The organism is uncultured Eudoraea sp. (assembly GCF_947258525.1).
In the GTDB taxonomy this organism is placed as follows: Bacteria; Bacteroidota; Bacteroidia; order Flavobacteriales; family Flavobacteriaceae; genus Eudoraea.
This window is the reverse complement of the sequence record NZ_CAMYIP010000164.1, coordinates 1-26276: the sequence shown is the minus strand read 5'-3', so window position 1 is coordinate 26276 and position 26276 is coordinate 1. Positions and strand designations below refer to the sequence as shown.

Annotated in this window: 23 protein-coding genes and 1 pseudogene (1 of these 24 running past the window's edge); 5 read left to right on the top strand and 19 right to left on the bottom strand. The window is 38.1% G+C overall.

Annotated features, from left to right (window positions below; genetic code table 11):
• From Q0X89_RS12410 to Q0X89_RS12345, 14 genes and pseudogenes are all read right to left on the bottom strand, one after another.
• Positions 1-1349: pseudogene (locus Q0X89_RS12410) on the bottom strand (NADP-dependent isocitrate dehydrogenase) (it extends 827 nt beyond the left edge of the window).
• 758 nt (positions 1350-2107) lie between these two features.
• Positions 2108-3436, bottom strand: coding sequence for a carboxypeptidase-like regulatory domain-containing protein (locus Q0X89_RS12405; protein WP_297694632.1), 1329 nt, complete (start codon positions 3434-3436; stop codon positions 2108-2110).
• A 307-nt stretch (positions 3437-3743) separates the two neighbouring features.
• The gene (locus Q0X89_RS12400; RefSeq protein ID WP_297694630.1) at positions 3744-4553 is read right to left on the bottom strand and encodes an inositol oxygenase family protein; all 810 of its coding nucleotides are present in this window, start codon (positions 4551-4553) and stop codon (positions 3744-3746) included.
• Position 4554: 1 nt separating this feature from the next.
• Positions 4555-6153 carry a solute:sodium symporter family transporter gene (locus Q0X89_RS12395; protein WP_297694628.1) on the bottom strand — a complete coding sequence of 533 codons (1599 nt, stop codon included), beginning with the start codon at positions 6151-6153 and terminating at the stop codon, positions 4555-4557.
• A gap of 152 nt (positions 6154-6305) precedes the next feature.
• On the bottom strand, positions 6306-6902 hold the full coding sequence (locus tag Q0X89_RS12390; RefSeq protein ID WP_297694626.1) for a hypothetical protein: 597 nt from the start codon (positions 6900-6902) through the stop codon (positions 6306-6308).
• Positions 6903-7102: 200 nt separating this feature from the next.
• Positions 7103-8638: a GMC family oxidoreductase gene (locus Q0X89_RS12385; protein ID WP_297694624.1), complete on the bottom strand. Its 1536-nt coding sequence runs from the start codon at positions 8636-8638 to the stop codon at positions 7103-7105.
• Between the two features lie 5 nt (positions 8639-8643).
• Entirely contained in the window at positions 8644-9021 is a 378-nt protein-coding gene (locus Q0X89_RS12380; RefSeq protein ID WP_297694622.1) for a hypothetical protein, read from the bottom strand.
• A 159-nt stretch (positions 9022-9180) separates the two neighbouring features.
• The gene (locus Q0X89_RS12375) at positions 9181-11349 is read right to left on the bottom strand and encodes a molybdopterin cofactor-binding domain-containing protein (protein WP_297694620.1); all 2169 of its coding nucleotides are present in this window, start codon (positions 11347-11349) and stop codon (positions 9181-9183) included.
• An 8-nt stretch (positions 11350-11357) separates the two neighbouring features.
• Positions 11358-11831, bottom strand: a complete 474-nt coding sequence (locus Q0X89_RS12370) for a (2Fe-2S)-binding protein (protein ID WP_297694618.1) — start codon at positions 11829-11831, stop codon at positions 11358-11360.
• Positions 11832-11897: 66 nt separating this feature from the next.
• The gene (locus Q0X89_RS12365) at positions 11898-12635 is read right to left on the bottom strand and encodes a glutamine amidotransferase (RefSeq protein WP_297694616.1); all 738 of its coding nucleotides are present in this window, start codon (positions 12633-12635) and stop codon (positions 11898-11900) included.
• A gap of 83 nt (positions 12636-12718) precedes the next feature.
• A complete protein-coding gene (locus tag Q0X89_RS12360) occupies positions 12719-13606 on the bottom strand; it encodes an SMP-30/gluconolactonase/LRE family protein (RefSeq protein WP_297694614.1) in 888 nt (295 codons plus the stop codon).
• 28 nt (positions 13607-13634) lie between these two features.
• Entirely contained in the window at positions 13635-15284 is a 1650-nt protein-coding gene (locus Q0X89_RS12355; protein WP_297694612.1) for an amidohydrolase family protein, read from the bottom strand.
• A gap of 43 nt (positions 15285-15327) precedes the next feature.
• Entirely contained in the window at positions 15328-16686 is a 1359-nt protein-coding gene (locus Q0X89_RS12350) for an Nramp family divalent metal transporter (RefSeq protein WP_297694610.1), read from the bottom strand.
• 30 nt (positions 16687-16716) lie between these two features.
• On the bottom strand, positions 16717-17553 hold the full coding sequence (locus Q0X89_RS12345) for a sugar phosphate isomerase/epimerase (RefSeq protein ID WP_297694608.1): 837 nt from the start codon (positions 17551-17553) through the stop codon (positions 16717-16719).
• A gap of 104 nt (positions 17554-17657) precedes the next feature.
• Between Q0X89_RS12345 and mazG the strand changes: the two genes are divergently transcribed.
• The 5 genes from mazG to Q0X89_RS12320 all read left to right on the top strand — a co-directional run bounded on the left by mazG (position 17658) and on the right by Q0X89_RS12320 (position 22464).
• Positions 17658-18431, top strand: coding sequence for a nucleoside triphosphate pyrophosphohydrolase (gene mazG, locus Q0X89_RS12340; RefSeq protein WP_297694605.1), 774 nt, complete (start codon positions 17658-17660; stop codon positions 18429-18431).
• Between the two features lie 143 nt (positions 18432-18574).
• On the top strand, positions 18575-19942 hold the full coding sequence (locus Q0X89_RS12335; RefSeq protein WP_297694698.1) for an MATE family efflux transporter: 1368 nt from the start codon (positions 18575-18577) through the stop codon (positions 19940-19942).
• Between the two features lie 65 nt (positions 19943-20007).
• Positions 20008-20235 (top strand): hypothetical protein, encoded by a 228-nt coding sequence (locus Q0X89_RS12330; protein WP_297694603.1) that lies wholly within the window; start codon positions 20008-20010, stop codon positions 20233-20235.
• 1 nt (position 20236) lies between these two features.
• Positions 20237-20806 carry a phosphatase PAP2 family protein gene (locus Q0X89_RS12325; RefSeq protein WP_297694601.1) on the top strand — a complete coding sequence of 190 codons (570 nt, stop codon included), beginning with the start codon at positions 20237-20239 and terminating at the stop codon, positions 20804-20806.
• Positions 20803-22464 (top strand): glycosyltransferase family 39 protein, encoded by a 1662-nt coding sequence (locus tag Q0X89_RS12320; RefSeq protein ID WP_297694599.1) that lies wholly within the window; start codon positions 20803-20805, stop codon positions 22462-22464. Before Q0X89_RS12325 ends, Q0X89_RS12320 begins: the two co-directional genes overlap by 4 nt.
• A 5-nt stretch (positions 22465-22469) precedes the next feature.
• Here Q0X89_RS12320 and Q0X89_RS12315 read toward each other — a convergent pair whose 3' ends face one another.
• From Q0X89_RS12315 to Q0X89_RS12295, 5 genes are read right to left on the bottom strand one after another with little or no spacing between them, the layout of a single operon-like run.
• Positions 22470-23342: a lysylphosphatidylglycerol synthase transmembrane domain-containing protein gene (locus tag Q0X89_RS12315; RefSeq protein ID WP_297694597.1), complete on the bottom strand. Its 873-nt coding sequence runs from the start codon at positions 23340-23342 to the stop codon at positions 22470-22472.
• Entirely contained in the window at positions 23326-24285 is a 960-nt protein-coding gene (locus tag Q0X89_RS12310) for a glycosyltransferase family 2 protein (protein WP_297694595.1), read from the bottom strand. Before Q0X89_RS12310 ends, Q0X89_RS12315 begins: the two co-directional genes overlap by 17 nt.
• A 37-nt stretch (positions 24286-24322) precedes the next feature.
• Positions 24323-25369, bottom strand: a complete 1047-nt coding sequence (gene meaB / locus Q0X89_RS12305; RefSeq protein ID WP_297694593.1) for a methylmalonyl Co-A mutase-associated GTPase MeaB — start codon at positions 25367-25369, stop codon at positions 24323-24325.
• Positions 25370-25371: 2 nt separating this feature from the next.
• Complete coding sequence (locus Q0X89_RS12300) at positions 25372-25932, bottom strand: DUF2911 domain-containing protein (protein WP_297694591.1); 561 nt, start codon at positions 25930-25932, stop codon at positions 25372-25374.
• Between the two features lie 25 nt (positions 25933-25957).
• The gene (locus tag Q0X89_RS12295) at positions 25958-26221 is read right to left on the bottom strand and encodes a hypothetical protein (RefSeq protein WP_297694589.1); all 264 of its coding nucleotides are present in this window, start codon (positions 26219-26221) and stop codon (positions 25958-25960) included.
• Positions 26222-26276: the final 55 nt, after the last annotated feature.

Here is a 26276-nt window from a genome sequence, read left to right as displayed (position 1 = left end):
TCTACCTTATGATTTAAAAGTTCCTCCCCGGTGTGATTATCAATAACACTTACAATTCCATCCTTTGCAATTTCGAAGGTTTTGTCATGTGATCCGTATTCTTCCGCCTTCTGAGCCATTAGGCCAACATTAGGTACGGTTCCCATTGTGCGGGGATCAAATGCTCCATTCTTTTTGCAAAAATCTATAGTTGCCTGATAAATACTGGCGTAGCTGCTGTCTGGGATAATGGCTTTCGTGTCCTGTAGTTTTCCTTCCTTATTCCACATTTGACCCGAAGTACGGATCATAGCGGGCATAGATGCATCAATAATGATGTCGCTTGGTACATGAAGGTTAGTAATTCCTTTATCAGAATTTACCATAGCAAGATCAGGACCATCATGCAGCGCATGCATAATATCCTCCTCAATTTCTGTTTTTTTATTCTCGGGAAGGGTTTCTAATTTTTCGAATAACATTTCGAGACCATCATTAGAACTAATGCCAACTTCCTCAAATAGTGCAGAATACTTGTTAAATACATCTGCAAAATAAACCTCCATCACATGACCAAAGATAATAGGGTCGGAGACTTTCATCATAGTTGCCTTGAGATGTACTGAGAATAAAACTCCTTTTTTCTTAGCATCCGCCAGTTGCTCTTTTAAAAAATCAAGAAGTGCGGATTTGCTAAGGACGGTTGCATCAATTATCTCACCTTGCAACAAGGATATCTTTTCTTTTAAAGTACTTACAGAACCATCAGTTGCCTTCAAAATTATACTAACGTCCCCCGCCTTTTCAATAGTCAGTGATTTTTCATTGGACTTAAAGTCACCATGCCCCATTGTGGCAACATGCGTTTTTGAATTTGATTGCCATTCACCCATGGAATGCGGATTTTTCCTGGCATAATTCTTTATAGGTACCGGAGCTCTTCTATCGGAATTACCTTCTCGTAACACCGGATTTACAGCACTGCCTTTGATACGATCGTATCTGGACTTAATCTCAAAATCTTTTTCATTTTTAGGTTCATCCGGGTAATCAGGTAGATTATAACCTTTACTCTGCAATTCCTCAATTACCTCTTTTAATTGAGGTATGGAGGCACTAATATTTGGAAGCTTTATAATGTTTGCTTCCGGGGTTTTTGCCAAATTGCCCAGCTCAGTCAGGTCATCCGGGATTTGCTGATTTTCTTCTAGAAAATCCGGGAATACTGCCAATACCCTGCCTGCTAATGAGATGTCTTTTAATTCAATAACTACCCCCGATGTTCTAGTAAATGCTTTTACAATTGGTAAAAATGATTGGGTGGCCAATGCAGGCGCTTCATCAGTTTTGGTGTATATAATTTTTGGCATAAATTAGAATAGATTGTTTAAAGCGCAGCAAATATACAATATTAAGGTTGCAAAAAACGTCAGATTATTAAACTTTAGTTGAGATTTCTGAGTGCCGAATTGCTTAAGAAAAATTAATAGAATTATTTACTTAGGGAGGGTATAAAAACAAAAGCCATATCGTTGTACAAGTACAGTGATATGGCTTTCTAGAAATAGCTAGCAAACTTTTGTTCTGTACCGAAGTGCAGCACCGCAACCGATAGTTGCATTTGACTAACTATAACAACGTTTGAAACTTTCTTTGTTCTCAATTTTTCAACCAAGCAACACATGAAGGTATCTTCTTATCGTTTTGATTCAATTATCTTAAACATAAAACCTAAGCTCTATATTTAACGTAAACGAACTCACATAACACAGGATGACTACAGCCCTCCTTAATTATGCTCACCTTTAATTAGGATCTGGTAATAAATTACCCTAAACTAATTTTAAGATTAAACAACAATATAAAGAACGTCAACTTTATAATGGCTTTACTGATTTACCCTAGACAGGCATATCTCTCAAACCATGGTATAAATATAGGGCATTTTTTAGAAGAATTCAAAATTTATAAGGATTTAAAAATCAACAGGTTATAAACGTATTTTATAAACAATTGTTAATAAGTCCTCATATCAAGAATTTTGCCATAATGGCTATTCATTATGCCAGTTAAATAGAAATCGGCCTCACTTGGAGGCCGATTGCTGAATGCTATATACAGTCTAAGTCTATGGTGCAGATGCGCCACCTTCAGGCTTAGACCTCTTTAATTGTCTTTGAATCTTTTTGATAGCGGATTCAATAGACTTTTCTGGTTCAATAATATTGTATTCTCCCCAGAAATCTGGATCTGAAAACCCAACGGCTGCATCACTGAGTATAATAGATGATTTTAGTCTATCCTTAACTTTTGGAACTTCACCGGCAATATTCTTTTCCCAGTCCGTTACAGCCATTTCACAGCTCATGCTGTAAACAGAATTAAATAGCTTTTTATCCCAGTTGATTTTAAATTCTAATAGCGCATTGCTATAGCCATAATACCATTTTCCATCTTTTTCCCTATAATCTACCCTATAGGCAATGTCTGTTGGATATACCTTAGCATTCCTGGGTTTCTTCCTGACAAACAATTTACTTGCTAATTCCTTATTTGTAATATTTAAAGAATAAATAGCGCTGGTAAGTATCTTTTTTTCAGCATCAATAAATAACTGGCCTTTATAAAGAGGGTCATAAATATCCGGACGCTGATTAAAACCTACTACATAAATCAATTTATCATTAATCCTTGTAGATCTTTCAAAAGTAAAATTGTAGTCTTCCATAGTTACCTCATTAAAGATATATTCCGGGTATTTCATAATATCTACATAAAGAGCATTAAACGGACCTCCTTGTAGTTTTAGAGCCACAGTATCTAGTTTGCTGTAATCTGTACTTTTTCTGGCCTTGTAAAGCTGTACTGCATCTTTTTGCCCGGTAGTATATGGAGATTTATATATGTTTACAACAGCTTCAGAAAGCGATACATTTCTCTTTCTTTTTTTAATGGTTTCTCTGTAAAATGCTGTCATAAGTGTGGGATCGTCAAAGTAATTCTCACCTTTTTTTCTAAGTGTTTCCCTTACCAGGGCCCGTGCACTTTTGGGAATGACGACATTTACCTCATCCAATTCTGTTATTGAGACCATCAATGCAATCTTATTATTGTTTTCCTTCATTTGCGCTAACGGAACTGAAGAAGATTTATAACCCAAAAAGGCGACTATGACATTTCCCTGTTCGATACTGGTGGGAATTTTTAATAAAAATTTCCCTTCTGTATTTGTTATGGTACTAATATTAGTTCCTTCCAGGGTTAAGGTTGCAAAGACAAGTGGCTTGTTACTATTTGCATCAACGACCTCTCCTTTAAATTGATTGAAAGATGTCACTTCCTGAGCCTCTTCCTGGAAAAATGTAGCGGCCTGGATATTTGTCGGCATTCCTATTAGCAAAACAATTCCGACGATAATTGCTAAAAGAATATTGTTGGATATAACGTTATGTTTCATGATGTACAATTTTTATTAGGATTGTTTGCAAAAATACAACCCAATTCTCTATAATTTAATGATTTTGATCATCTTAAATTGTTAATTTATCATAAATTTTATTAAAGAATGCTAACTGCTTAATTCCTTTTAAACAAACAAGGCGGATACAGAAATATGTCTATTTTATCTTTTTTGTGTAGACTTTGCCAATGCTTTTATCTATGCAGCTCAACCAGGGTTATGTAACAACAGCGAATCCTATGAAACCAGTAATTTTATAGAATAAAAATTCGCTTTATTGAACCGTCCTATTTCAATTCTTTACCTACCAGAAGATTGGGCCGGTTCCGAGGTACTTATTGGCTATGGGCAGATAATAATCCTTAATCTCATTGAGATCATAAATCTTATTGCATTTGGTATAGAGATCATATTTATTGAAATCCCGTATCCAATTTAAATATTCTTTGTCTTTGGCACAGAGTAAAGAGGTATAACTTCCTCCGCTATGCCATGGGTAAAAGGAATGATACCTGATCATTACCATACCGGCTTCCGGAATTAAGTTGTCTTTATGGTGTTTTAATACCTGATATAGATATTCATCATGGCCCCAGGCCAAAGTGAGATTATCCAGACCACAATGCTCTTCATATATGCCTAATTCTGAATTATACCTGGAATCACTCATATCCGGATTAAGCTTATTGAATTCGGGGTAAACACAAGATTCCGGTAGTGCACAGCCAACTACAAAAACATCTCCAACCATTCCCCATTGTTCGTTCTGGCTTGTTCCATCTTCATCGCTTCCCCATAGAAACATAACTTTGCCTAAATCGTGAATGAGTCCAACCAATTGCATCCAGTCCGGCCGGTTGTCCGATCTAATAGCTTCTGCACTTTGAATAAGGTGTTGCACATTTGGGAGATCCAAATCAGGATCGCTAACGTCAATAAGATCATTTAAATGGTCCATTGCCTCCCAGAGATCCATGGGCTTGTTAAACTTTAAATACTTTCTATGCATCCGTTGAACATATTCAAAGGTTTGTCTTTCCCGCATTTTGCGATAATGTTCTCGCACAGCAGCATTTACATCGATATCATTATAATTTCTAAATACTTTTTCCATACTAGACATTTCCTAGTAAAAGGTACAAAATAATGGTGAATACTACCAAAAACAGGCTAAAATGCCTCGCAAATTTCCATGGTTTAAGGTTTAATACTCCGGCATCCTTAATTACAAAAGTCTTCTTATCTGGATAAAATCTTGATATTAATAGCATAATACCAATATTTAGCACAAATTCTATTCCCCAAATATGAACAAAGTGCAGATCTACTTCCAGGACAAAATAGCTTAGAATATAGAATGCCAAGCCAAAAAATAAACCTGCCTTCGCACCTGTAGCGGAAACATTTGGCAATAAAAAACCTGCAATAATTACACTTGCAATTGGGATAAAAAATATACCGTTAAGTTGTTGTAGAAGTTGATAAAGACCTTCTGGAGCATTCGCTACAAAAGGTGCTATGCCAATTGCGAAGAGCGCCAATATGGCTGAGGTCCATTTACCAATATTTACGAGTTTTCTCTCTACTGCATTTTTCTGGATATATCTTTTAAAAATACCTAGGCTAAAAACTGTCGCCGCACTATTCAGGGCACTGTTGAATGTAGTAAGTATAGCTCCCATCATGACAGCGACAAAGAAACCTGTTAACCAGTCGGGCAGTACCATTTTCACAAGATTCGGATATACACTATCCGGATTGTCATAAAATTGTTCCCCAAAATAATAAAATCCTATAAGGCCCGGAAGTACAATTACTAAAGGAACCAGTATTTTTAATAGTCCGGTAAATAATAAACCTTTTTGGGCTTCTTTAAGGCTAACAGCCCCGAGTACTCTCTGGATAATTGACTGGTGCATGGTCCAGAAATAGATCTGGTTTAACATCAATCCTGTAAAGATTACTTCAAAAGGTAAAATAGCAGATCTTGATCCAGGTCCTATTCCCGATTCTCCGCTAATGACATTAAATTTTCCGGGATTTTTTTTGAAGACCAGGCTTATACCTTCTGCCAGATTTCCATCACCTATACTCCAAAGGGCTAAAACAGGAACAAGCAAACCGGCCACAAGCAGACCAAAACCGTTTATGGTGTCAGTATAAGCTACCATCTTAAGCCCTCCAAATATGGCATATACTGCCCCAATTCCTCCAACAATTAGTATGGTAATCCAGATACCTTCTTTTTGGCTTACATTCAGTAGCTCGGAGATTTCAAATATAGCCTCAATATTTAGTGCCCCCGTATATAGCACAATGGGCAACAGCGTGGCTACAAATGATATAATAAGCAAAAGTGCAACAAGAGTTCTTGTAAGGCCATCAAAGCGTTTTTCCAAAAACTCCGGAATGGTTGTCAAACCCATTTTTAAGTAGCGTGGTGCAAAATATAAGGCTGCAATTACCAGTGCAAGTGCAGAAGTCACCTCCCATGCAACTATAATAGCTCCATTTTTATAGGCAGAGCCATTCATTCCTACAAGGTGCTCAGTAGAAATATTTGTCAAAAGCAAAGATCCGGCAATGACCACTCCTGTAAGTGATCTGCCTCCCAGAAAATAACCGTCTTTAGTATTTAATTTATCGCGCCGAAGTTTCCAGGTGGCGTAAAAGGCAACAAACCCGGTGAAGAGTATAAAAGTGATAAATGTCATTGCTTTAAAAGTAAACAATAGCATTTAAATGCATATGCCCTATCCTAATAAAAAAATAGTATTAGGGCATATCAATTATATTTTTAATGGATAAATATTTTTAGAGAATTGAAATTAATATTAAAAAGACATTTTTCGTTATTCCCTGCTAATTAGTCTGCACCTCGGACACCAGTAAATACATTTACTTTTGAATCTATTGGATTGCCGGCTGCTCGCCTTAATACGACTATCTGACCACAATGCCATACCGCATCTTCAATGGGCCCGTTTATTTGATTCCAGAATGGATTTTTATATGTGCCTGTTTTGGTCTTAAAGATTACCGGATGTTCATTGAGATCTTTAGCATCAATAAAAATTTCACTTGCTTTTTTAAAATTTAATAAAGTACGTTTTCTTTTTTCCTCGTAAGAAAGCACTTCTTCTCCGCCTTCTGTTCTATCATTTATTTCCTTTATAGCAGAGTTGTAAACTACACGAGATAAGCTATAAAGGTGATCTAAGGTCTCATCAATAGTCCTGTTACTTTCCGAAGGCTTATACGCCAGATCTTCTGGTCTTAACCCTTCAGTTGCCCAATAATACCTGAATCCCAGGCCATCTATCATTCGTGCAACCACAGTTCCTGTGGTATAACTATCCGGATAGTCAGGAATCTGATAATAGGGCAGATCGTGCGGGTACTTTTCTTGTGCATTCATGACTGTAATTAAAAATAAGGCCATAAGGGTAGTTTTTATTTTCATATTGTTTCTGATTAATATTTATGAAAAGCTAAAAAAGGATAATATTATCCATTTGGATGTTATTTAACCCGGAAATTATTATTTGTCGATTTTTACCTCTTCTGATAAATTGCTTTCTGAAATATCAAAAATAAAGGTACCGAAATAAAAAGATATTACAGATATCGGTACAATCCCGATCTTATTTAGGAAATCCCATTTTAGTTCGATTTTAAATAATCAGACAATCTTAGAGACAGTGCTACCAGCGTAAGTGTCGGATTTGGAGCACCGGCCGTAGAAAAGCAACCGGAACCGGCAATAAAGAGGTTAGAAATGCCATGAACTTTACAATTTTCATCTACCACTCCCTTATTGGGATCTGCACTCATTCTCGTGGTGCCCATATGATGCCAACCTCCACCTAGCTCATCAGGCATTGAATTATCGTTGTCATCCCAGAGGAATTCTTCCAATTTCACTCTGCCTATGCCAGCCTTGCCCATTTGTATACCAAGAATATGATAAAATTTTCTTATGCTGTACTTATCAAGTTCCGTTAACTCCCAATGCAATTGTGGTCTTGGTACACCCAGTGCATCTTTTTCATCCGAAAGTGATACCCTTGAATTGAGGTTTGGGGCCTGTTCCATGCGAGTGAATAATTCAAAAGCCCTATTTCCCTTCTTGTCCTTCCAGGCATCGTTTTGCTCCCTGGATTCTCTGAAATTTGCAACTAATTTATCAAAGGATTTCCTTGGATCTTCATTGCTCCAGACATCAATAAGAGGCGTCTGTTGTTTTGCTATTAATAGCGGAGTTAGAGAAGCAGAACCGTTTAGAATGCGGGTTTCCTCTTGAATATCTTGGGTAAGAGCCAATTCTGCCCTTGGTTTACGAGTGCTATAATCAAAAATGTATAAGTCCGTTGACAATGGTTTCTTGAGCCATAATTCAGCCGATTTAATTTCCAGATGTTCCATAAAATAACGACCTACAAGGTCGTTGTCATTGCCAATGCCTTTTTTTGCTACACTTCTTGATGCCAGTAAGATCCTTGCATTTTGTATGGCACCGCAGGCCAGGACAAATTTTTTGGCCCTTACTCTGTGGGTTTTTCCATGGTGATTTTTTACTATCAGCTCCTTTATGCTACTAACCGCATTATTAGTTACAATCTTTGTAAGATTGGCATAAGTGTACAGATGAATATTTGGTGATTTTACTATGGTTTCTTTATATGATTTACCAAATCTCGTGGGGGGACTAAATTGCCACATCTTTGACCAGATAATGTTCTTGTCTAAGGGGAAAGGAGTGAGGTCGGGGTACTCTTTCTGCCAATAGTGCAAGTCGTAGTGATATGCATCCAGTTCAAATAAATTTTGTGCCTTTGAATAAAAGGGTACGAGATCATCCAATGTAATTGGCCAGCCACTATCCGGCACCCAATTTCTTTTTTTAAAGTCTATAGGGTCCAATGGGGCGCACATACCTCCCCAATGACCGGTCGTCCCTCCAAATAAGTGTAACCTGCATGACCTTAAGGGATAATATCTTTGACCTGTGGAGTTACCGGTATATAGGTCCTGAATTTTGTCGTCATACTCAAAACCTCCACCTTCTAAAAGGATTACTTTTTTACCATTTCCATTCCAGTCCAGAGCCATACTGATGCCCGCCGCACCGGCACCAACAATACAGAGATCTCCTTCAATTATTGTGTTGTTGTCAAGTTCTCTGGCGTCTATATGCATAAATTCTAATTTGCCTCAGAAATACATAAAAAAGCACATTGCCTGGCTTCTGTTATCGAAAGTAGCCACCCATCAAGAAGAATCGTATTTCCAGTATTAAAGTCTTCCGCCACTTTGGATTTTAAGCTGTTTTTTAGGTCGTTGACCATCATTCCTGCATCTTTAGCCAAAAGTTCTTTCAAATATCTTTTATCATTCTCATTGGTCAATTTCATATAAGTATTTCCAATTTGAATTAAAGTCTCGCGATCGCAGATTTCTGAAAGATCTGTGGGATAGCTAAGGGCTTTGGTTGTGGCGGATTTAAACTTAAAATACCAAAGTGAAATTAAGCTCAGAAATAAAGCGAAAATCGATATTAGCAGAAATTTTCTTCTTTTCATTTTGGCTTATGTCTACAGAAATTATGTTTAATAATTAATTGGAAACACCAATATTATTAGCTTAAAAAACCCCTCTTATAGATTTTTTTTAAGTACAAGTTAAAGGTAATAAAAAGGATGAGTTAACTGCTATTTTAAATCGACTTCCAACCTTATAGATCAGGTATTTAATACGTTCAACACCCTTTCCGGGGTAAAAGGCAAATGCCTGAGGGGTTTACCGGTTAATTTGAGAAATGCGTTGGCAATAGCGCAAGCTACTAAAGGCGTTCCGGATTCACCAACGCCACGGGGTGGTTCTTTAGATTCAATTATTGCGGTTTCTATACTATCAGGGATGTCTTCTATTCGTAATATTTGGTAATCACTGAAGTTAGATTGTTGTACCTTTCCATTTACAATGGTCAATTGTTCTTTGAGCACACTGCTAATACCCATTATTATACCACCTTCCATTTGGGCTTTAACATTGTCTGGTTGTATTACGATACCCGCATCATTGGCACTCCAAAAATGATGTACAGTAATTTTACCTGTTGTTCTATCAACAGAAATTTCACAAACACCTGTACTAAGTGTTCCACTACGCTCCAAAAAAGCGATACCTTTTGCACGGTTAGCATCAATTGCAGAACCCCAATCAGATATTGCTATTGCTTTCTCTAGTGTTGCCAATGCCCTTGGTGACTTAGCCAGCAACTTTCTTCTTAAATCGGCCGGATCTTTCTTGAAATAGGCAGCTATTTCATCGATCATGCATTCTATCGCAAATTTATTTGGTCCATGGCCCACAGAGCGCCAGTGTTTTAGCCTAATACCTTCAGAAACTTCCCGCCATTCGGCATATATATTGGGAATGTCGTAATAGTCTATTCGAATACCACTGGCAACCAAATTACCCCCGTCCCCAACTACACAATGTGAAAAACCTGTAATATTCCCCTGAGCATCCGCGGCAGCTCTTAATCGTTGTAAAGTCAACGGTCTGTATGCACCGTAGCTGACATCATCTTCACGGGTCCAAATTAATTTGACAGGTCTGGGAGCAACCTCCCGGGCCAAACCTGTTCCTTCCAGCACAAAATCGGTCATACTTCTTCTTCCGAATCCTCCTCCCAAATACTGCAGATTTATTTTTACATTTTCTGCCGGAATCCCGAGGTACTTTGGAATACCAAGTTTAGAATCGAAACCCTGCTGACTGCCAACCCAAACCTCTGCTGATTTCCCATCTGCACCAACCTGTACTACAGAATTTAGGGGTTCCATTTGCGCGTGATATACATAGTCATTTTTAAAATCGGCCGTAAAATTTTGATCAGCTGATTTAATGGCGCTTTTAATATCCCCTTCATCTATAATCACTTTCCCGGTTGCTTTATCTGAGGCTATTTTTTCATATTTCTTATAGCATTCCTGAGAATTGAAGCCGCTTGAAAGAGCTTCACTCCAACTTATATTTAGCAATTTTTTGGCAGCCAGAGCCTGATCTATAGTTTCTGCAATAATTCCTATCGCATAATCAAAACGGACAAGTTTTACTACTCCATCAAGTGATAGAATTTCTGATTCATTATTTAGTGTCGGGCTTGCACCATGTACTTTCCCACGCTCCAGCACGCCATAGAGCATTTGAGGTAATTGAATGTCTATTGCAAATTGCGCAGTTCCCATTACTTTTTCGGGAATATCTACTCTGGGCTGATCTATTCCTATAAACCGATAGTTTTTAGGATCCTTAAAATCTGATTCCGAGAATTCTGGTAAGTTATCGGGCATAACCAGGTAAGGAATGAGGTCTCCATAACTAATTCTCTTGCCAGCCTGATTGTCAATTACTTCACCATTTGCCGTGCTAAGCTCTGCTAAAGGAACTTTCCAATGTTCGGCGGCACTATGCATTAAAATATAACGGGCCTGAGCTCCGGCTTGTCTCATAATAGAATAATAACCATAGGTTATCCTACTTCCTGCCGATAGCATCACCTTCTGATTTGGACTCCATTTATCCGATCCGTAAATATCAGACTCCTGGGGTGAGAATTCTACTGAGACCATAGACCAATCTGCATCCATTTCTTCTGCAAAAATTGCTGGTAATGAGGTCATAGATCCCTGGCCCATTTCTGCTGCTGGGTTGAAAATAATAATCCTGCCATCATCGGTTAATTGTACCCATGCAGTGAGCGGGTGCTTTTGAATGATTCCCTGTACTTCTTTTTTGTTTTTACAAGAAATCATCTGAGGCAGAATCCCCGAAACACCAATAAATAGGGCAACCCCACCTGAGGTTTTAAGAAATTCTCTTCTGCTTACTGCCTTATTCATTGGTTCCACTAAGGTTTTTGTGAGGTTTTTTCTGCTGCTATTTCTATGGCTTTTACAATGCGCAAATAAGTGCCACACCGGCATAGATTACCATTCATATATATTTTTATCTCTTCCCTTGTTGGACTGGGGTTTTCGGCTAGCAAGGCCGCGGCTTGCATAATCTGTCCGGATTGGCAATATCCGCATTGTGGGGCTTGAGCTTCTATCCAGGCTTTCTGAATCTCATGATCACCATTTGGGGACAAACCTTCTATTGTAGTAATTTTTTGATCCTTTTTCAGGCTACTTATTGGCAAAGTGCATGATCTCATAGGTTTGCCATCAACATGCACAGTACACGATCCGCATAAAGCTATACCACACCCATATTTTGTTCCTGTGAGTCCAAGATGCTCACGCAATACCCAGAGTAAGGTAGTCTCCTCCTTTATTTCAACGTTGTACGTTTGGTTGTTAATATTTAAAGAATAGTCGGCCATAACCTTTCAAACAAAGAATAGGTTTAAATTAGTAAAAAGAAGTTATATATGATGTGAGGAATACAATTATTTTTCTGATCTGTATCTGTCTACAAATCTACGCAGTATTTCTTTGGGGACCGGGTTATGTGATTCTCGTATCGCGGTGCTTAGTTCTTCCGCTTCTTCGGGCCTGAAATATCCTGCATATTTATAAATTCTGATTCGTAATATAAATTCATCAGCATCCGCTTCCGGATGAAATTGAGTAGCGTAAATATTTTTTTTGATACGAAACATCTGGACCGGACAAGGATCTGAAGAAACCAGGAGAACCGCCCCTGGGGGAACAGTGTCACAAGCCTCTTTATGCCCTACTAAGGCGGTAAACTTCTTTGGAAGGCCCTTTAAAAGTGGATCTTTGGCTCCATCCTCCGTTACCCAAACTTCAACACTTCTTAAAGTTTCGGCATATTTATCAGAAATAGATGCTCCGCAATATCTTCCCAAAAGGCCATTTCCTGAACATGCTCCAAGAAAAGGAAAATCCCGAGGAATTAACTTATCAAAAAGTGAATTAAAAAATTCTTCAACTTTTTTTTGTGCGCTACTTTTTTTTTCTTCCGGGATGCTTATATCAAAAGGGCTTCCTCCGGCAATTATGGCAGCATAATTGTCAAAATCTATTTCCTTAATGTTCTCTTGTTCAACCCGTATGCGATGGACCTCTTCACGAGTCAATCCACCATAGCGCAAAATTGCGTTTAGCTCACTTTCACAAGCTTCATTTTCCGGGCGCATTTGGATAATTAGAAATTTTTTCAAGAATCCGGTTTTATGTTTCTCAATAGGACTATTTAGGCTGTTTTTTCTTTTTTCACAATGATTTAAGTCATATTATCAAACTATTATCGCACACCATATACATTCATATCCATCGTATATACTGAGTTCATTGCAGTTATAAACAGGACATTCTGATCGGGCCCTCCAAATGTAACATTGGCTGTCCATTTTTGAGGTACAGGAATTTGAAGTATTTCTTCACCTTTTTTATTAAATACGGTTACTCCATTACCGGTCAAATAAACATTGCCCTGATTATCTATTGTCATCCCGTCTGAGCCCATCTCTGTGAATAACTTCTTATTGCGAAGATCACCATTTTCAGAAATTGAAAAGCTATACGTTTTTTTATCGCCTATATCTGCGATATAAATCATTTTCCCATCCGGAGTGCCTATGATTCCATTAGGCTGTACCAAATCGTCTGCGACAATACGCAACTCATTTCTGTCAGGGGTTAAATAGTAAACACGTTCTTCTTCAATTTCTTTCTCTTTGCGCTGCCAATAAGGTCTTTGATAATAGGGATCTGTGAAATAGATCCCTCCCTTTAAGTCTACCCAAAGGTCATTTGGCCCGTTGAGTTTTTTCTCTTGATATTCGTCGACCAGGACTATGTGATTTTTTGAATTATCTATTTTCCAAAGTTCAAAATTTTCATCGGCGCATGCCAAAAGACTGCCATCGTGATCAAAGTAGAGTCCATTGGCCCTGCCCGCTTCCTCCATGTAAACAGAAACTGAATTATCTGATGCACTCCATTTAATAATTCTGTTATTTGGTTGATCGGTGAAGTATACATCACCATTTTTATCCATTGCCGGTCCCTCAGTAAATTTGTAATCTGCAGCCACGAGGGTGAGCTCAGCATCATCGGCCACCAGTGCAGATTTTTGGGCATAGCATCCTATTGATAATAATAAGATTAGTATTGTACTTAATTGTTTCATAGTGTTACGTTTAATAGGACATTGCAATTTAATTTCCCTTCCATCCGGGTCCTCGAACTACCCTGCCTGGGAAAGCACCGGTATGTTCTCCGTCCTTAAGTACCTGGATACCATTTACAAAGACATGCTTCATGCCAGTGGCATATTGATGCGGTTTAGCAAAAGTAGCATTGTCTTTTATTTTATCAGGATCAAAAACTACCACGTCTGCATAAAAACCTGTTTTAAGCAAGCCTCTGTTCTTTAGTTTTAGATTTGTTGCAGGAAGCGAGGTGAGTTTATAAATCGCTTCCTCCAGGGGAATAACTTTTTCATCCCGCACATAATGACCTAATAAGCGCGCAAAGGATCCATAAGCCCTTGGATGTGTACTTTGTTCCAGAAATACACCTTCATTGGTATAAGAGCCGGCATCCGAACAGATGGCCATATATGGAAGAGCCAATTTCTTTTTAATATTTTCTTCAGACATTGAGAAGTAGACCACCTGAATTCTGCTATTATCTTCCTGTATTAAGTCAACCACTGCCTCAGAAGCGGATATATTCCTCTCCTCAGCTATTTCGGCAAGTGTTTTACCTATGAGTTGTCTCATTTGTTCATTTCTGAAGCCCACTAAGAGAATCTTTTCAGGAGGTACATGGAAATCTATTTCCTTTATCATCTGTTTCCTTTTCGTCGGTTGCGCAATCAGTTCCATAGTTTTCTTATGTCCGCCTTCTTTCGCCCATGCCGGTAATACTACGTTGAGCCCTGTTGAACTTGCATTGTACATGTACATATCAGTTGTTATTGGCAGTCCCTCCTTACGTGCGTTATCTACCAATATTATTGCACTGTCCAGTAAATGCCAGTTGGCGTTGCCGGAGGCTTTAAAGTGATATATTTCCGATCGTATGTCCGCCTCCTTTGAAATTGTGATGAGTTCCTGAACAGCATCTAAGAGATATTCTTCTTCATCTCTGATATGAGATACATACATTCCACCATAAGCAGCGGCAATTTTGGCCAATTCAATAATTTCTTCCGTTTTTGCATGCCCACTAGGCACATAGATTAGAGATGTAGAAAGGCCTACAGCTCCTTCCTCCATAGCTTGTTTTGTAAGCTCTTTCATTTTTTCCAATTCAGCCGCATCAGGAGGTCTGGACTCATAATTCATGACATATTCCCTTAAAGTTCCATTACCAACAAACGAAGCGATATTGGTAGATATGCCTTTTTCTTCAAGAAACTCCAGATATTCTCCAAGGGTAGTCCAATTAATGTCATATGTTATATTTTGTTGTGATTCCTTCATTTCCATTTTCATTACCTCATTTAATGGACCCATGGAACGTCCTTCGCCCATGACTTCAAGGGTTACACCTTGCCTGATATCCCCTTGCGATCTTCCATCTTCAATTAGGGAAACATTGGCCCAACTTAACATATTTATAAACCCCGGGGTGACAGAAAGCCCGCTTGCATCTATTTCCACAGAGCCAACAGCACTCTTTAAATCGCCCATAGCAGCTATGGTGTCTGCATTAATTGCAATATCTCCTTTAAATGATTTTTCACCAGACCCATCTATAATAATACCATCTCTAATGACAAGATCATAGGACTTCTGGTTCTCACATCCTAAAAAAAGGCCAATTGCTAAGAATACAATTACAAAATGTTTTGACTTCATAATATATTTTTTCAAGTTTTTCTTTTCAATATCACTGATGGATTCAACTAAATAATTTAAATATTCCCAATATGCCAACACCAACTATGCTTAAAATACTTACCCATAAGATAAGATCATAAATAAAACCAGGTTTAAACAGAGGCTGTCTTCTTAAATATCTAAAATGGATCACCGCATAAACAACGAGAAATAGCAGGAAAGAGCCAACTATACCGCCCGTTAGAACCATTAAAACGGGTAATTTAATAAATACAAATAATAAGGCCCATAATAATGGAACTACCCAGGCCAGGACGGCTATTGTCTTCTTTCTTTGTTTAAAGTTAGAAAAACTGATCCATCCCAATTGACCAAATATGTCTGTAATCTGTCTGGTCCATGCCGCTAAAGCAGCGAACAGGGTGGAGAACAAAGTAATAAATGCTCCAATAAGAAATACTGATTTTGCATGAGGGCCCAAAGATTCCGTATACATTGCAGAGAGCGTTTCAACCATTGCGTATCCTTCGGGTACAAATCCCTGGGCATGAAGAACAGCTGCGCCCAGTAAATAGAAAGCGGCGGTTACGGATGTATAGATTAACATGGCAATAATTGCATCCAGTTTCATAACTTTTAACCAACCCTCGGCTCTTAGTTTCCATGCTTCAGAACTATCATTCTCACCTGTAAATGCTGCATAGCCCTTTTCAAGGCACCAGTAGTTATAATGTATTATTTCATCTCCACCAACACCTGTTATTCCAAAAGCACCAATAGCGACTGCTACAGCTTCTTTGGGTAAATTAAACTGAAGGCCACTCCAGATACTATCAAGAGATATGTGATAGGGTGTAAACTTCAGAAAATAAAGCGAGGCAAATGTGAAAATTGTAAAGAATCCGATCATACTCAGGGAAAATTTTTCAATAAAAGAGTAATACCCCCTGAAGATCATCAATGCCACGATTATTGCAATTCCAAAACAAAATACGGGAACACCAATACCGGGGATGGCTATGTTTAAAATTATGGCCACGCCCCCTACAATGCCTCCCACTTGCAAAAGTTTTATGATCATTACACCCAATACTGTCCAGACTGTCCATTTGGCTTTTCCAAAAACAGGCCCCGGAAGCTTATTGAAGGCCTGCATTGCTGTTTCGCCTGTCAGGATGGTATGTTTTCCGAATTCCAATTGAACCGCTACTTTTACTATACAGCTCACTATGATCACCCAAAATGTTATAAATCCCGCTTCGGCACCTAGGGTAGTTGTCGCTATTAATTCCCCGGATCCGACAATTGACGCAGAAAGTATAAAGCTGGGCCCCAAAAATTTCAAACGGTCCTTAAAAGTTGAAGGCGGGTTTTTAATTTTATCAGGGGAAAGTGAGTATGGATCTCGTAATTCAGACATTGTTATTTGATGTGCCCAATAAAGTAAGTTCTATGAAAGGTTCTTTAAAAAAGCCATGTTATGTTTCATGCTATCAAGCGGATTGTTGGCATATTCTTCCTGTTCTATGAAGATGTGCTTTACACCTGATTCCTTTCTATGATCCATAATTGTGGGAATATCGAGGCCACCCTTGCCAAATTCAGTACTTTCTTTCTTATCCATATCCATATCCTTGAGGTGCCATAAAGGAAATCTTCCCGGATACTTTTTAAAATAGTCCAAAGGGTCCTTCCCTGCTGCTATAACCCATCCCAGATCTAACTCCATATGGACAAGATCTGCCTCGGTATTGTTTAGGAGAACATCATAAAGAACCTGATTATTTTCGGATTCAAATTCATATTCATGATTGTGATAACCAAATTTAAGATTGAACTTTTTACATGCCTCACCGGCTTTATTAAATTCTTCAGCCACCTTTTTATAGTTATCTACGCTTTGTCCATTGCTGGGCATAGAAGAACAAATAAGATACTCCTGACCCGATTCTACAGCTTCTTCCATGGTTTGTTGCCATTTATCATCTAAGTGAACATGTCCACTCTTCAGATTCATTTCGAGATCTTTACAAACCGACTTCATCTCTGCGGGGGTAAGGCCGTAGTAGTGGCCTTTCTGACTTCGGGCGGTTTCAATTTCTTTAAAGCCAAGAGATGCAATTTGCTCTAACGTCCCAATGGCATCTTTATCCATTTCATTGCGAAATGAATACAATTGAACTCCAAAATGCTGTTTTATATCTGAAGCATAGGTAAAGGAAGGCAGCAGGATAGACCCTGTTGTAAAAATGGTGGAATGCAATAAAAAAACTCGTCTGGATAGCATGTTATTCTTGTTTGTTATATGTTGGTTGAATTCTTCTAAATTAGTCTAAATTTTCCATACACCTATTTCATTCGTATTTGTACTTTTACACAAATGCTCGTTCAATGAATAAAAGAGAAATACAACTTAAGGCCTTTGATCGCCTTCTTACCATTATGGATGAGCTCCGTGAGCAATGTCCATGGGACAAAAAACAGACACTACAAACGCTAAGACACCTTACCATAGAAGAAACATATGAATTAGGTGACGCAATATTGGATAATGATCTTAATGAAGTAAAAAATGAGCTTGGTGATCTGCTGTTGCATATTGTTTTTTATTCAAGAATCGGGTCCGAAACGAATAGTTTTGATATTGCCGATGTAGCAAATTCTATATGTGATAAACTCATAAACCGGCACCCGCATATCTATGGCGATGTTGCTGTTACTGGCGAAGAGGATGTAAAAAGGAATTGGGAAAATATTAAACTAGGAGAAGGCAAAAAAAGTGTTCTGGAAGGTGTTCCAAATAGTCTTCCGGCATTAGTGAAAGCCAATAGAATCCAGGAAAAAGTGGCTGGAGTTGGATTTGATTGGGAACGTCCGGAACAAGTGTTTGAAAAGGTCAAAGAAGAATTATCAGAATTGCAGGAAGAAATAAACTTAGGGAACAGAGATAAATTGGAAGCTGAGTTTGGAGATGTGCTTTTCTCTATAGTTAATTATGCCAGATTTTTAGATATCAACCCGGAGAGCGCACTGGAGAGAACGAACAAGAAATTTATAAAGCGGTTTCAATATCTGGAGAGTAAGGCGAAAGAACAGCGCAAAAAACTAAAAGAAATGTCACTTGACGAGATGGACGTATATTGGGAGGAAGCCAAGAAAATTTGAAATTGGAAGTGGTGAATCCAATACAAGTTTAGTCCTATTGCAAGTTTGTCAGATTTACTCTTGAACCTATGCAACAGAGGTTCATCAATACCCAAATTAACCAATCCTAAATCCTATATTTGCTCCTTCAAAATTATCCAGATTTGTTGCAGCGGTATACCAAAGAATTCAGATATAATATAAGGCTGGCGGTTCCTGTTATTTTAGGGATGCTGGGGCATACCTTTGTGGCTTTTGCCGATAATATTATGGTGGGGCAATTGGGTACTGCAGAATTGGCCGCCGTTTCTTTGGGTAATAGTTTTGTTTTTATAGCTATGTCGCTGGGAATTGGATTTTCAACTGCAATTACCCCATTGGTTGCAGAGGCTGATGGTGCTGGTAATAAGGCTGGCGGTAAAAGCGCCCTAAAACACGGATTATTGCTATGTACTTTCCTTGGAGTTGCGCTTTTTGGCCTCATTCAACTGGGGAAACCATTACTTTATTTGATGGACCAACCACCTGAAGTGGTGACCCTGGCGATACCTTATTTAGATCTGGTAGCCTTTTCCTTGGTTCCGTTGGTAATGTTTCAGGCTTATAAACAATTTTCTGAAGGATTGTCTCAAACAAAATATCCCATGTATGCCACTATTGTTGCTAATGTGGTAAATATTGTGCTTAATTACCTGCTGATTTTTGGCGCGCTGGGTTTTCCAAAACTTGGAATTACAGGAGCTGCAATTGGTACCCTCGCATCAAGGGTAATTATGCTGATATTGCTTTGGTATCTATTGGAAAAGAAGAAAAAGTTTCACGATTATGTTACGGGATTTAATTTCAGAAAGATTGAAAAAGAGGTTATGCGAAAGATTATCCATCTTGGATTTCCATCTGCATTGCAAATGTTTTTTGAGGTCGCCATATTTACAGCAGCTATCTGGATCAGCGGAGTTTTAGGCAAAAACCCCCAGGCAGCTAATCAGATAGCCTTAAATCTGAGCAGCATGACCTTTATGTTTGGTATGGGACTTGGAGTGGCCGCTATGATTCGCGTGGGTAATCAGAAAGGGCTCAAAAATTTCGCCGAATTAAGACGAATTGCTCAGTCTATTTTTCTCCTTACGTTTATATTAGAGGTAATCTTTGCCATATTTTTCCTTTTAGGACGGTTTTGGTTTCCTACCATTTACCTCGATGTTAACGATCCGGTTAACCAGGCAGATAATGTTGAGGTAATACTTTTGGCTTCACAATTACTTTTAGTAGCAGCTTTTTTCCAGATTTCAGATGGTCTTCAGGTAGTTATCCTCGGTGCTCTTAGGGGCTTACAGGATGTTAAAGTACCAACATTTATTACTCTCATTGCGTATTGGTTGATAGGCTTTCCTATATGCTATTACCTTGGTTTACATACCGAATTAAAGAGTACTGGCATATGGATAGGATTGCTATCAGGCCTAACGGCATCGGCAATTATGTTGTATATTCGGTTCAACAAAATGACTAAACGACTTATAGGCACTTAGGTGTTTTACTTATTTAAATCATTGGTAAATTTTGTTACCTGAAATATTTAAAAATGAATTGATCTATGCAATTTCCAAAATTTTTACTTGGCGATAATACGGATTACCCGACAGCAATATTTATTGTTCATACAGAATATCCAAGGTTTATATTGAACCTGGAAAATGATGAGGTGGAATGGCTTGAGGACTTTACTGCAGAAGATGAAAAAGCGCTATCTGAAGAAGCAGAGAATTTATTAGAAGCAGCCACTGAATTTTATGATCGGGAAATAGCCAGATACAAAGATTAGGATGTTAGAAGAATTAATGCGACTCGACAAGGAAGTATTCCTATTTCTTAACAATCTGGGAAGTTCTGAATGGGATGCTTTCTGGATGTTTCTTACCAATAAATGGAGCGCAATTCCTTTATATGTTTTATTACTGATACTATCATATAAACAATTCGGAACAAAGAAATTGCTTGTAGTACTTATCACGGTAGTCTTACTGATCACTGCTACAGATCAATTGTCTAATTTTTTTAAGTATGGCATTCAGCGATTACGCCCATGCTACGATCCTGAGGTAAGCCAAATGATGCGCCTTGTAAAAGACTATTGTGGAGGAAAATTCGGATATTTTTCAGCACATGCTTCAAATACCTCTGCATTAGCTTTATTCTTCACTATTCTTTTCAGACCCTACTATAAGTATTTAGGAATCTTTTTAATTGTTTGGGCCATCTTTGTCTCCTATAGTAGAATTTATATCGGAGTACATTTTCCTTTAGACGTATTAAGTGGCATTGTGGTTGGATTTCTATTTGGTTGGCTATTTGCAAAGTTATATATCTTTGCTATTTACAAGTATCGTATATGATCTCAAATACGAGGTATTGGTTTTTCCTCATCCTTATTATTCTGGTATACGTGGCCGGAATGTTTGTGACTCTTTTCGAGAATGATTCGGCTCAGTTTGCCGTAATGGCAATGCGGATGGTGCAGGAAAACGATTTTATAAACTTGATTAAAGGTCCGGAGGAATACTTAGATAAGCCCCATATGCATTATTGGCTGGCTGCTATTTCCTTTAAAATATTCGGACTTAACGAATGGGCCTATCGCATCCCCGGCATTTTAGCCACACTATTGGGGGCTTATAGCTGTTTTGGTCTGGGAAGGTTGCTATACAATAGTGAAGTAGGGAAAATAGCCTCCCTAATTTTTATGACCGCACAGACTATTATGTTATCTAATATTGACGTGCGCACCGATGCAGTTCTTACGGGATTCACAATTTTTGCTATTTGGCAACTTGCGTCATATATAGAAAAAAATTCTTTTAAAAACTTACTAATGGGTGCCTTTGGCGCCGGAATCGCTTTCTCTACCAAAGGTCAGATTGCCATTTTGGTAATCGGTCTGCCACTACTTTGCCACTTAATTTATACGAATAAATGGAAACTGTTATTTAATTGGAAGGTATTGGTTGCACTGGCTGTTTTTGGTTTAACTATAACCCCAATATTATATGCGTATTATCTGCAATTTGATCTGCATCCTGAGAAGGTTATCAGGGGAAAAGATCATAGGAGCGGAATACTGTTTATTTTATGGGAACAAAGTTTTGAACGATTAAGCGGAGAAGGCGTAGGGAAAAACAGCAGCGATTATTTTTTCTTTTTTCATACCTTTTTATGGGTGTTTCTTCCATGGACCCTGATCGGTCTTGCAGCTTATTGGATCAGGGCGAAAGAGTTTATTACGACCAGGTTCCGGAGAGATTCCGGGCGAGAATTACTAACTGTTGGAGGTATTACATTGATCTTTATAATCATAAGTTTTGCACAATTTAAATTACCACACTATTTAAATATTCTTATTCCTTTATTCGCAATACTTGCGGCATCATTCATCGGCGAATTACTCAATTCATCAAAGGAAAAGAATGTTAAGGTATTTCTTGGGCTTCAATATTTTATTCTAAGTCTGGTTTTAATTACCACTGTCCTTATTTGCTTGTTCGTATTTAAGATCTCAAACTGGTATGCCTATAGTCTATTAATAATGGCCATTGTGCTGATTGTTTATTACAGTGCGAGGCCCGAGGTATATGGTCTTAAGTTAATAAGCATTTCAGTTTACAGTTCTCTTCTTTTAAATGCCATTTTAAACTTACATTTTTATCCATCTTTACTTAAATATCAGGCCGGATCGGCAATGGCAGAGATAATAGCTGAGAATAAGATCCCTGTAGATGATGTTTATAAGATTACATGGCATCATACATGGGGCCTTGATTTTTACAACCAACATCCGGTTCAATATGCAGAGCAGAATAATTTGGCCGGGATGGGTGCTATTTGGGTTTATGTGGCGGATAATGATCTTAAAAAATTAAAAGCTTCGGGTTTAGAATGGGACAAGCAATTCACAGTAGATCAATTTAGGATAACGCGTTTACAACCTAAGTTTTTAAATCCGGCAACAAGGGATGAGGTTTTGAACAAAATGCATTTATTACACCTTTCCGAATAAAGATTTTAAATTATAGTCTCTTTTAATTCTGGTTTTCTGAAATGGTAGATGATTCCCATTAGTGAAACCAGGGCGGTGATTAGGAAAAATAACATGCTAATACTTACTGAAGTATTCTCGTCTAACGCCAGCCATAAAGCCCCATAATAGAAGACCACTTCTCTGCTGCCTATTCCACCAATTGTAAGAGGTAAAACCGAAACTATTGAAGATATCAGGAATATAAATAAATATGCAATGTTATTTCCTTCAACATCTAAAGCTTTCAAAATAAATAAAACACTAACTAATTGGGCGAGCTGGACTAAAGCAGAAAATCCTAGGGATTTCCAAAAAACAGGATAAACGAATGAAAAAAATCTTTTATTGAAAACCCAAAAAACCAGAATACTAAGCGATATGGCTATTCCAAAAAATATTTTATAAGAATTTATCCTGTCTTCTTTTAATAATAGGGCTAGCAGGCAGCTAATCACAAAGATTAATAAAAGACCGTTAAGTCTGTCTAAAATCAGGATAGAAACTACACTCTTGGTCTTTACTTCGTACTGTTTTTTTAATACATATCCCTTATAAGCATCTCCTCCAATGCCACCCGGCAAGAACAGATTGTAAAACATACCGAGCAGATAGAGTTTTATGTTGCTCAATTGTGTAAGAAATATTTTAATTTGATGAATATATAGGTTGAGACGAAGGGCCGAAAAGACTTTGGAGATTATAAAAAGCAAGAGAGCGGCGAACAAATAATAAAAATTACTGCCTTTAAGGATCTCCCATACTTCGCTGAATTGAATTTTTGTAAAAACAAAATACAGCAATACAAAGCTAAAAAGGATTTTAAGGAGGGTAATCCCTTTTTTACGAAGATTGGCCACCAACAGAGATGTTTTTTATTCGGTACGGACGCTTATTTTGGGATTCGTAGTAGGTTCTGATTAATAATTCCAGGACTATACCGATGGTAAACAATTGAATTCCGGCCAATATAAACATCATTCCAAAAATGAGTAAGGGTCTGTTGCCTATGTCCTGTCCGTAACCCAGTTTGACAATAAGCAAGTATATATTTATAAAAATTCCTAAAATAATCAGAAGTACTCCAAAAATGCCGAACAGATGAATTGGTCGCTGAAAATACTTCCTGATAAAAAGGAGCAGCATCATATCGGCCACTACCTTAAAAACGCGTTCCAAACCGTATTTTGAAACCCCTGCATTTCTTGCGTGGTGTTTTACAGGTACTTGTTTAATCTGAGCACCTTCCAGATGTGCAAGTAATGTAATAAACCGATGCATTTCACCATACAGATTTAGATCCTTCGCAATATCCCTGGTAAATACTTTAAGAGCACATCCATTGTCTTTGATGTCCAGTTTGGTTACACGTCTCACCATAAAATTGGCGATCTTGGATGGAATTTTTTTAACCAAAGAATCTTTTCTTTTTTGCCGTATTCCGGTAACAACATCATATTCACCACTTACCACATGTTCCATCATTTTGGGAATATCCTGCGGATCATTTTGCAGGTCTCCATCCATGGTTATAATGTATTCTCCTTTAGCATAATCAATCCCTGCCGCCAGTGCCAGACTTTGGCCGTAATTCTTTTTTAAAGCAATGAGATGAACATTGGGATCTTTCATTTCCTTTACCACTTTTCGGGTGTTGTCTGTAGAAAAATCATCAACATAAATAATCTGATACAGATAACCTTTCAGGCTCTCATGAATTTTGTTTGTGAGTAGAACTACATTTTCCTCTTCATTATATAGAGGGATAACAATTGAAATAAGTGATAGCGTAACCGGCTTCATTCTGGTGTATAAAAGTGTTGCGACAAATTTATACTTTTTATTTAAGTTCTTTCTTATATACTGCCATTAGTAGTTCGGCAGCCCTAAAAGGTGAAATTTTTTCTTTTGCAACCTGCGTCATCATCTTTTCAAGATTTTCTTTAACACTAGGTACCTCGAAAAAATGAAGTTTTAAAAGTTCATTTATAGTCTGCAGGAGCCAGTATTTATTCTGATTTTGCCTATTGATTTCAAAATACCCATGGTCTTTGGTGGTATCAAAGAATTGCTTGATCGTCTCCCAAATTTCAATTATTCCCGAATTTTCAATCGATGAACAAGTACTTACTTTAGGAATCCAGCCATTTTCTTTTGGAGGATATAGCTGCAATGCTCTTTCAAACTCCGCTTTTGCCCGTTGCGCTCTTTTCAGATTATCGCCTTCAGCTTTGTTAATGACAACGGCATCTGCCATTTCCATAATGCCCCTTTTTATTCCCTGAAGTTCGTCTCCGGCACCGGCTAATTTTAGAAGCAGGAAGAAATCAACCATACTATGTACAGCTGTTTCACTTTGCCCAACCCCAACAGTTTCTATTAAAACTATATCAAAACCGGCAGCTTCGCATAAGATAACTGACTCCCGGGTCTTACGGGCCACTCCTCCAAGTGATTCACCTGAGGGTGAGGGTCGTATGAAGGCGTTAGGATCTTTAACCAGTTCCTGCATACGTGTTTTGTCACCCAGAATACTCCCTTTACTAAGTGTGCTCGTAGGATCTACAGCCAATACGGCAACTTTCTTGCCAAGGTTTGTAAGGGTTTTTCCGAAGATTTCTATAAAGGTACTTTTACCGACACCAGGTACACCGGTTATACCAATCCTAATACTATTAGATTTCTTTGCCAGGCAATTCTCAATTAAAGAATAGGCCTTCTTCAGGTCTTCATTTTTGGTACTTTCCACTACAGTTATGGCCCTGGCTAATATAGCTTTATCTCCATTCAGGACTCCTTTTGTTAGATCCTCAACAGAGAGCTTCTTTTTACGGTACTTTTTTACCTGGAGAATCCCTTTTGTAACCTTATTTTTTTCTTTACTCAATGTTATTTATTAATAGGCACCCGGACCTTGGTTTTATCCCAATCGAGGCTGAGGAACAATTGCCCGGTATCCTCAAAATCTATAGTAAAACTTTCAACTGTTTCCACCAAACTAATGCTTGGCACTGTGACATTTACTACATCTTCTTCCGGAATTCTTGTAGTTTCTTTACCACCACTCATTAAGGTAACCCCCCAATCCGGAATATTCTTATTAAAAATTACCTGCCAACTTTCTTCACCCGGGATTGTCCAAAGCGAATAAGTGCCTGCGGGAAGCTCTTTATCGATAATGTAAATTTTAGAATTGGTAGTAAAAGTAGTAGGCTCATTAGCCCCTGTGCGCCAAACAGCATCATAAGGAACCAAATCGCCAAAAATTACCCTTCCCTTTTTAAATGGACTGCTGTATTCTACAGTAAGATCCATGCCATTTTTGGCATATACTACAGTCTTTTGAGGGCTATTTTTCTTTGTTTGTTCTTTTAGATAGGGCATTCCCACAAAGAAAAAAAGCAAGGCCAATGCCGCCAATACGATCAATATCCATTTTAAAACTTTCATAACGCAGAAGTGTTGATTAGTTTGTCTAAGTTACTAAATCAAAAGTAAAAACTGACCGGTTGTAATAGGTTTCTCCCGGATGCAGCAGTGCCGATGGGAATGATTTAAAGTTGGGTGCATCCGGATAGTTTTGGGTTTCAAAACAAATAGCTCCAAATTCCAGGGGTGTATAGACAACTACCGCTGGTTGATTGCTCTCAACTTTCATTTGTATTCCCGTAACAGACGAATATAATTCAGCCACATTTTTTGCATCATGTGACACCACAAAGGGCGTATCTAATCGCACCTTGGCAATCTTTTTTTTGATTTAGAAGTCGTAATCCGTATCCAAAACGCTAACT

Bases quoted from the DNA above. Each gene is read 5' to 3' on its own strand.
- Q0X89_RS12400 (WP_297694630.1), bottom strand. From the start codon at position 4,553: ATGGAAAAAGTATTTAGAAATTATAATGATATCGATGTAAATGCTGCT.
- Q0X89_RS12300 (WP_297694591.1), bottom strand. From the start codon at position 25,932: ATGAAAGTTTTAAAATGGATATTGATCGTATTGGCGGCATTGGCCTTG.
- Q0X89_RS12380 (WP_297694622.1), bottom strand. From the start codon at position 9,021: ATGAAAAGAAGAAAATTTCTGCTAATATCGATTTTCGCTTTATTTCTG.
- Q0X89_RS12325 (WP_297694601.1), top strand. From the start codon at position 20,237: ATGTTAGAAGAATTAATGCGACTCGACAAGGAAGTATTCCTATTTCTT.
- Q0X89_RS12395 (WP_297694628.1), bottom strand. From the start codon at position 6,153: ATGACATTTATCACTTTTATACTCTTCACCGGGTTTGTTGCCTTTTAC.
- Q0X89_RS12385 (WP_297694624.1), bottom strand. From the start codon at position 8,638: ATGCATATAGACGCCAGAGAACTTGACAACAACACAATAATTGAAGGA.
- Q0X89_RS12390 (WP_297694626.1), bottom strand. From the start codon at position 6,902: ATGAAAATAAAAACTACCCTTATGGCCTTATTTTTAATTACAGTCATG.
- Q0X89_RS12350 (WP_297694610.1), bottom strand. From the start codon at position 16,686: ATGTCTGAATTACGAGATCCATACTCACTTTCCCCTGATAAAATTAAA.
- Q0X89_RS12345 (WP_297694608.1), bottom strand. From the start codon at position 17,553: ATGCTATCCAGACGAGTTTTTTTATTGCATTCCACCATTTTTACAACA.
- mazG (WP_297694605.1), top strand. From the start codon at position 17,658: ATGAATAAAAGAGAAATACAACTTAAGGCCTTTGATCGCCTTCTTACC.
- Q0X89_RS12370 (WP_297694618.1), bottom strand. From the start codon at position 11,831: ATGGCCGACTATTCTTTAAATATTAACAACCAAACGTACAACGTTGAA.
- Q0X89_RS12355 (WP_297694612.1), bottom strand. From the start codon at position 15,284: ATGAAGTCAAAACATTTTGTAATTGTATTCTTAGCAATTGGCCTTTTT.
- Q0X89_RS12360 (WP_297694614.1), bottom strand. From the start codon at position 13,606: ATGAAACAATTAAGTACAATACTAATCTTATTATTATCAATAGGATGC.
- Q0X89_RS12320 (WP_297694599.1), top strand. From the start codon at position 20,803: ATGATCTCAAATACGAGGTATTGGTTTTTCCTCATCCTTATTATTCTG.
- Q0X89_RS12405 (WP_297694632.1), bottom strand. From the start codon at position 3,436: ATGAAACATAACGTTATATCCAACAATATTCTTTTAGCAATTATCGTC.
- Q0X89_RS12310 (WP_297694595.1), bottom strand. From the start codon at position 24,285: ATGAAGCCGGTTACGCTATCACTTATTTCAATTGTTATCCCTCTATAT.
- Q0X89_RS12375 (WP_297694620.1), bottom strand. From the start codon at position 11,349: ATGAATAAGGCAGTAAGCAGAAGAGAATTTCTTAAAACCTCAGGTGGG.
- Q0X89_RS12330 (WP_297694603.1), top strand. From the start codon at position 20,008: ATGCAATTTCCAAAATTTTTACTTGGCGATAATACGGATTACCCGACA.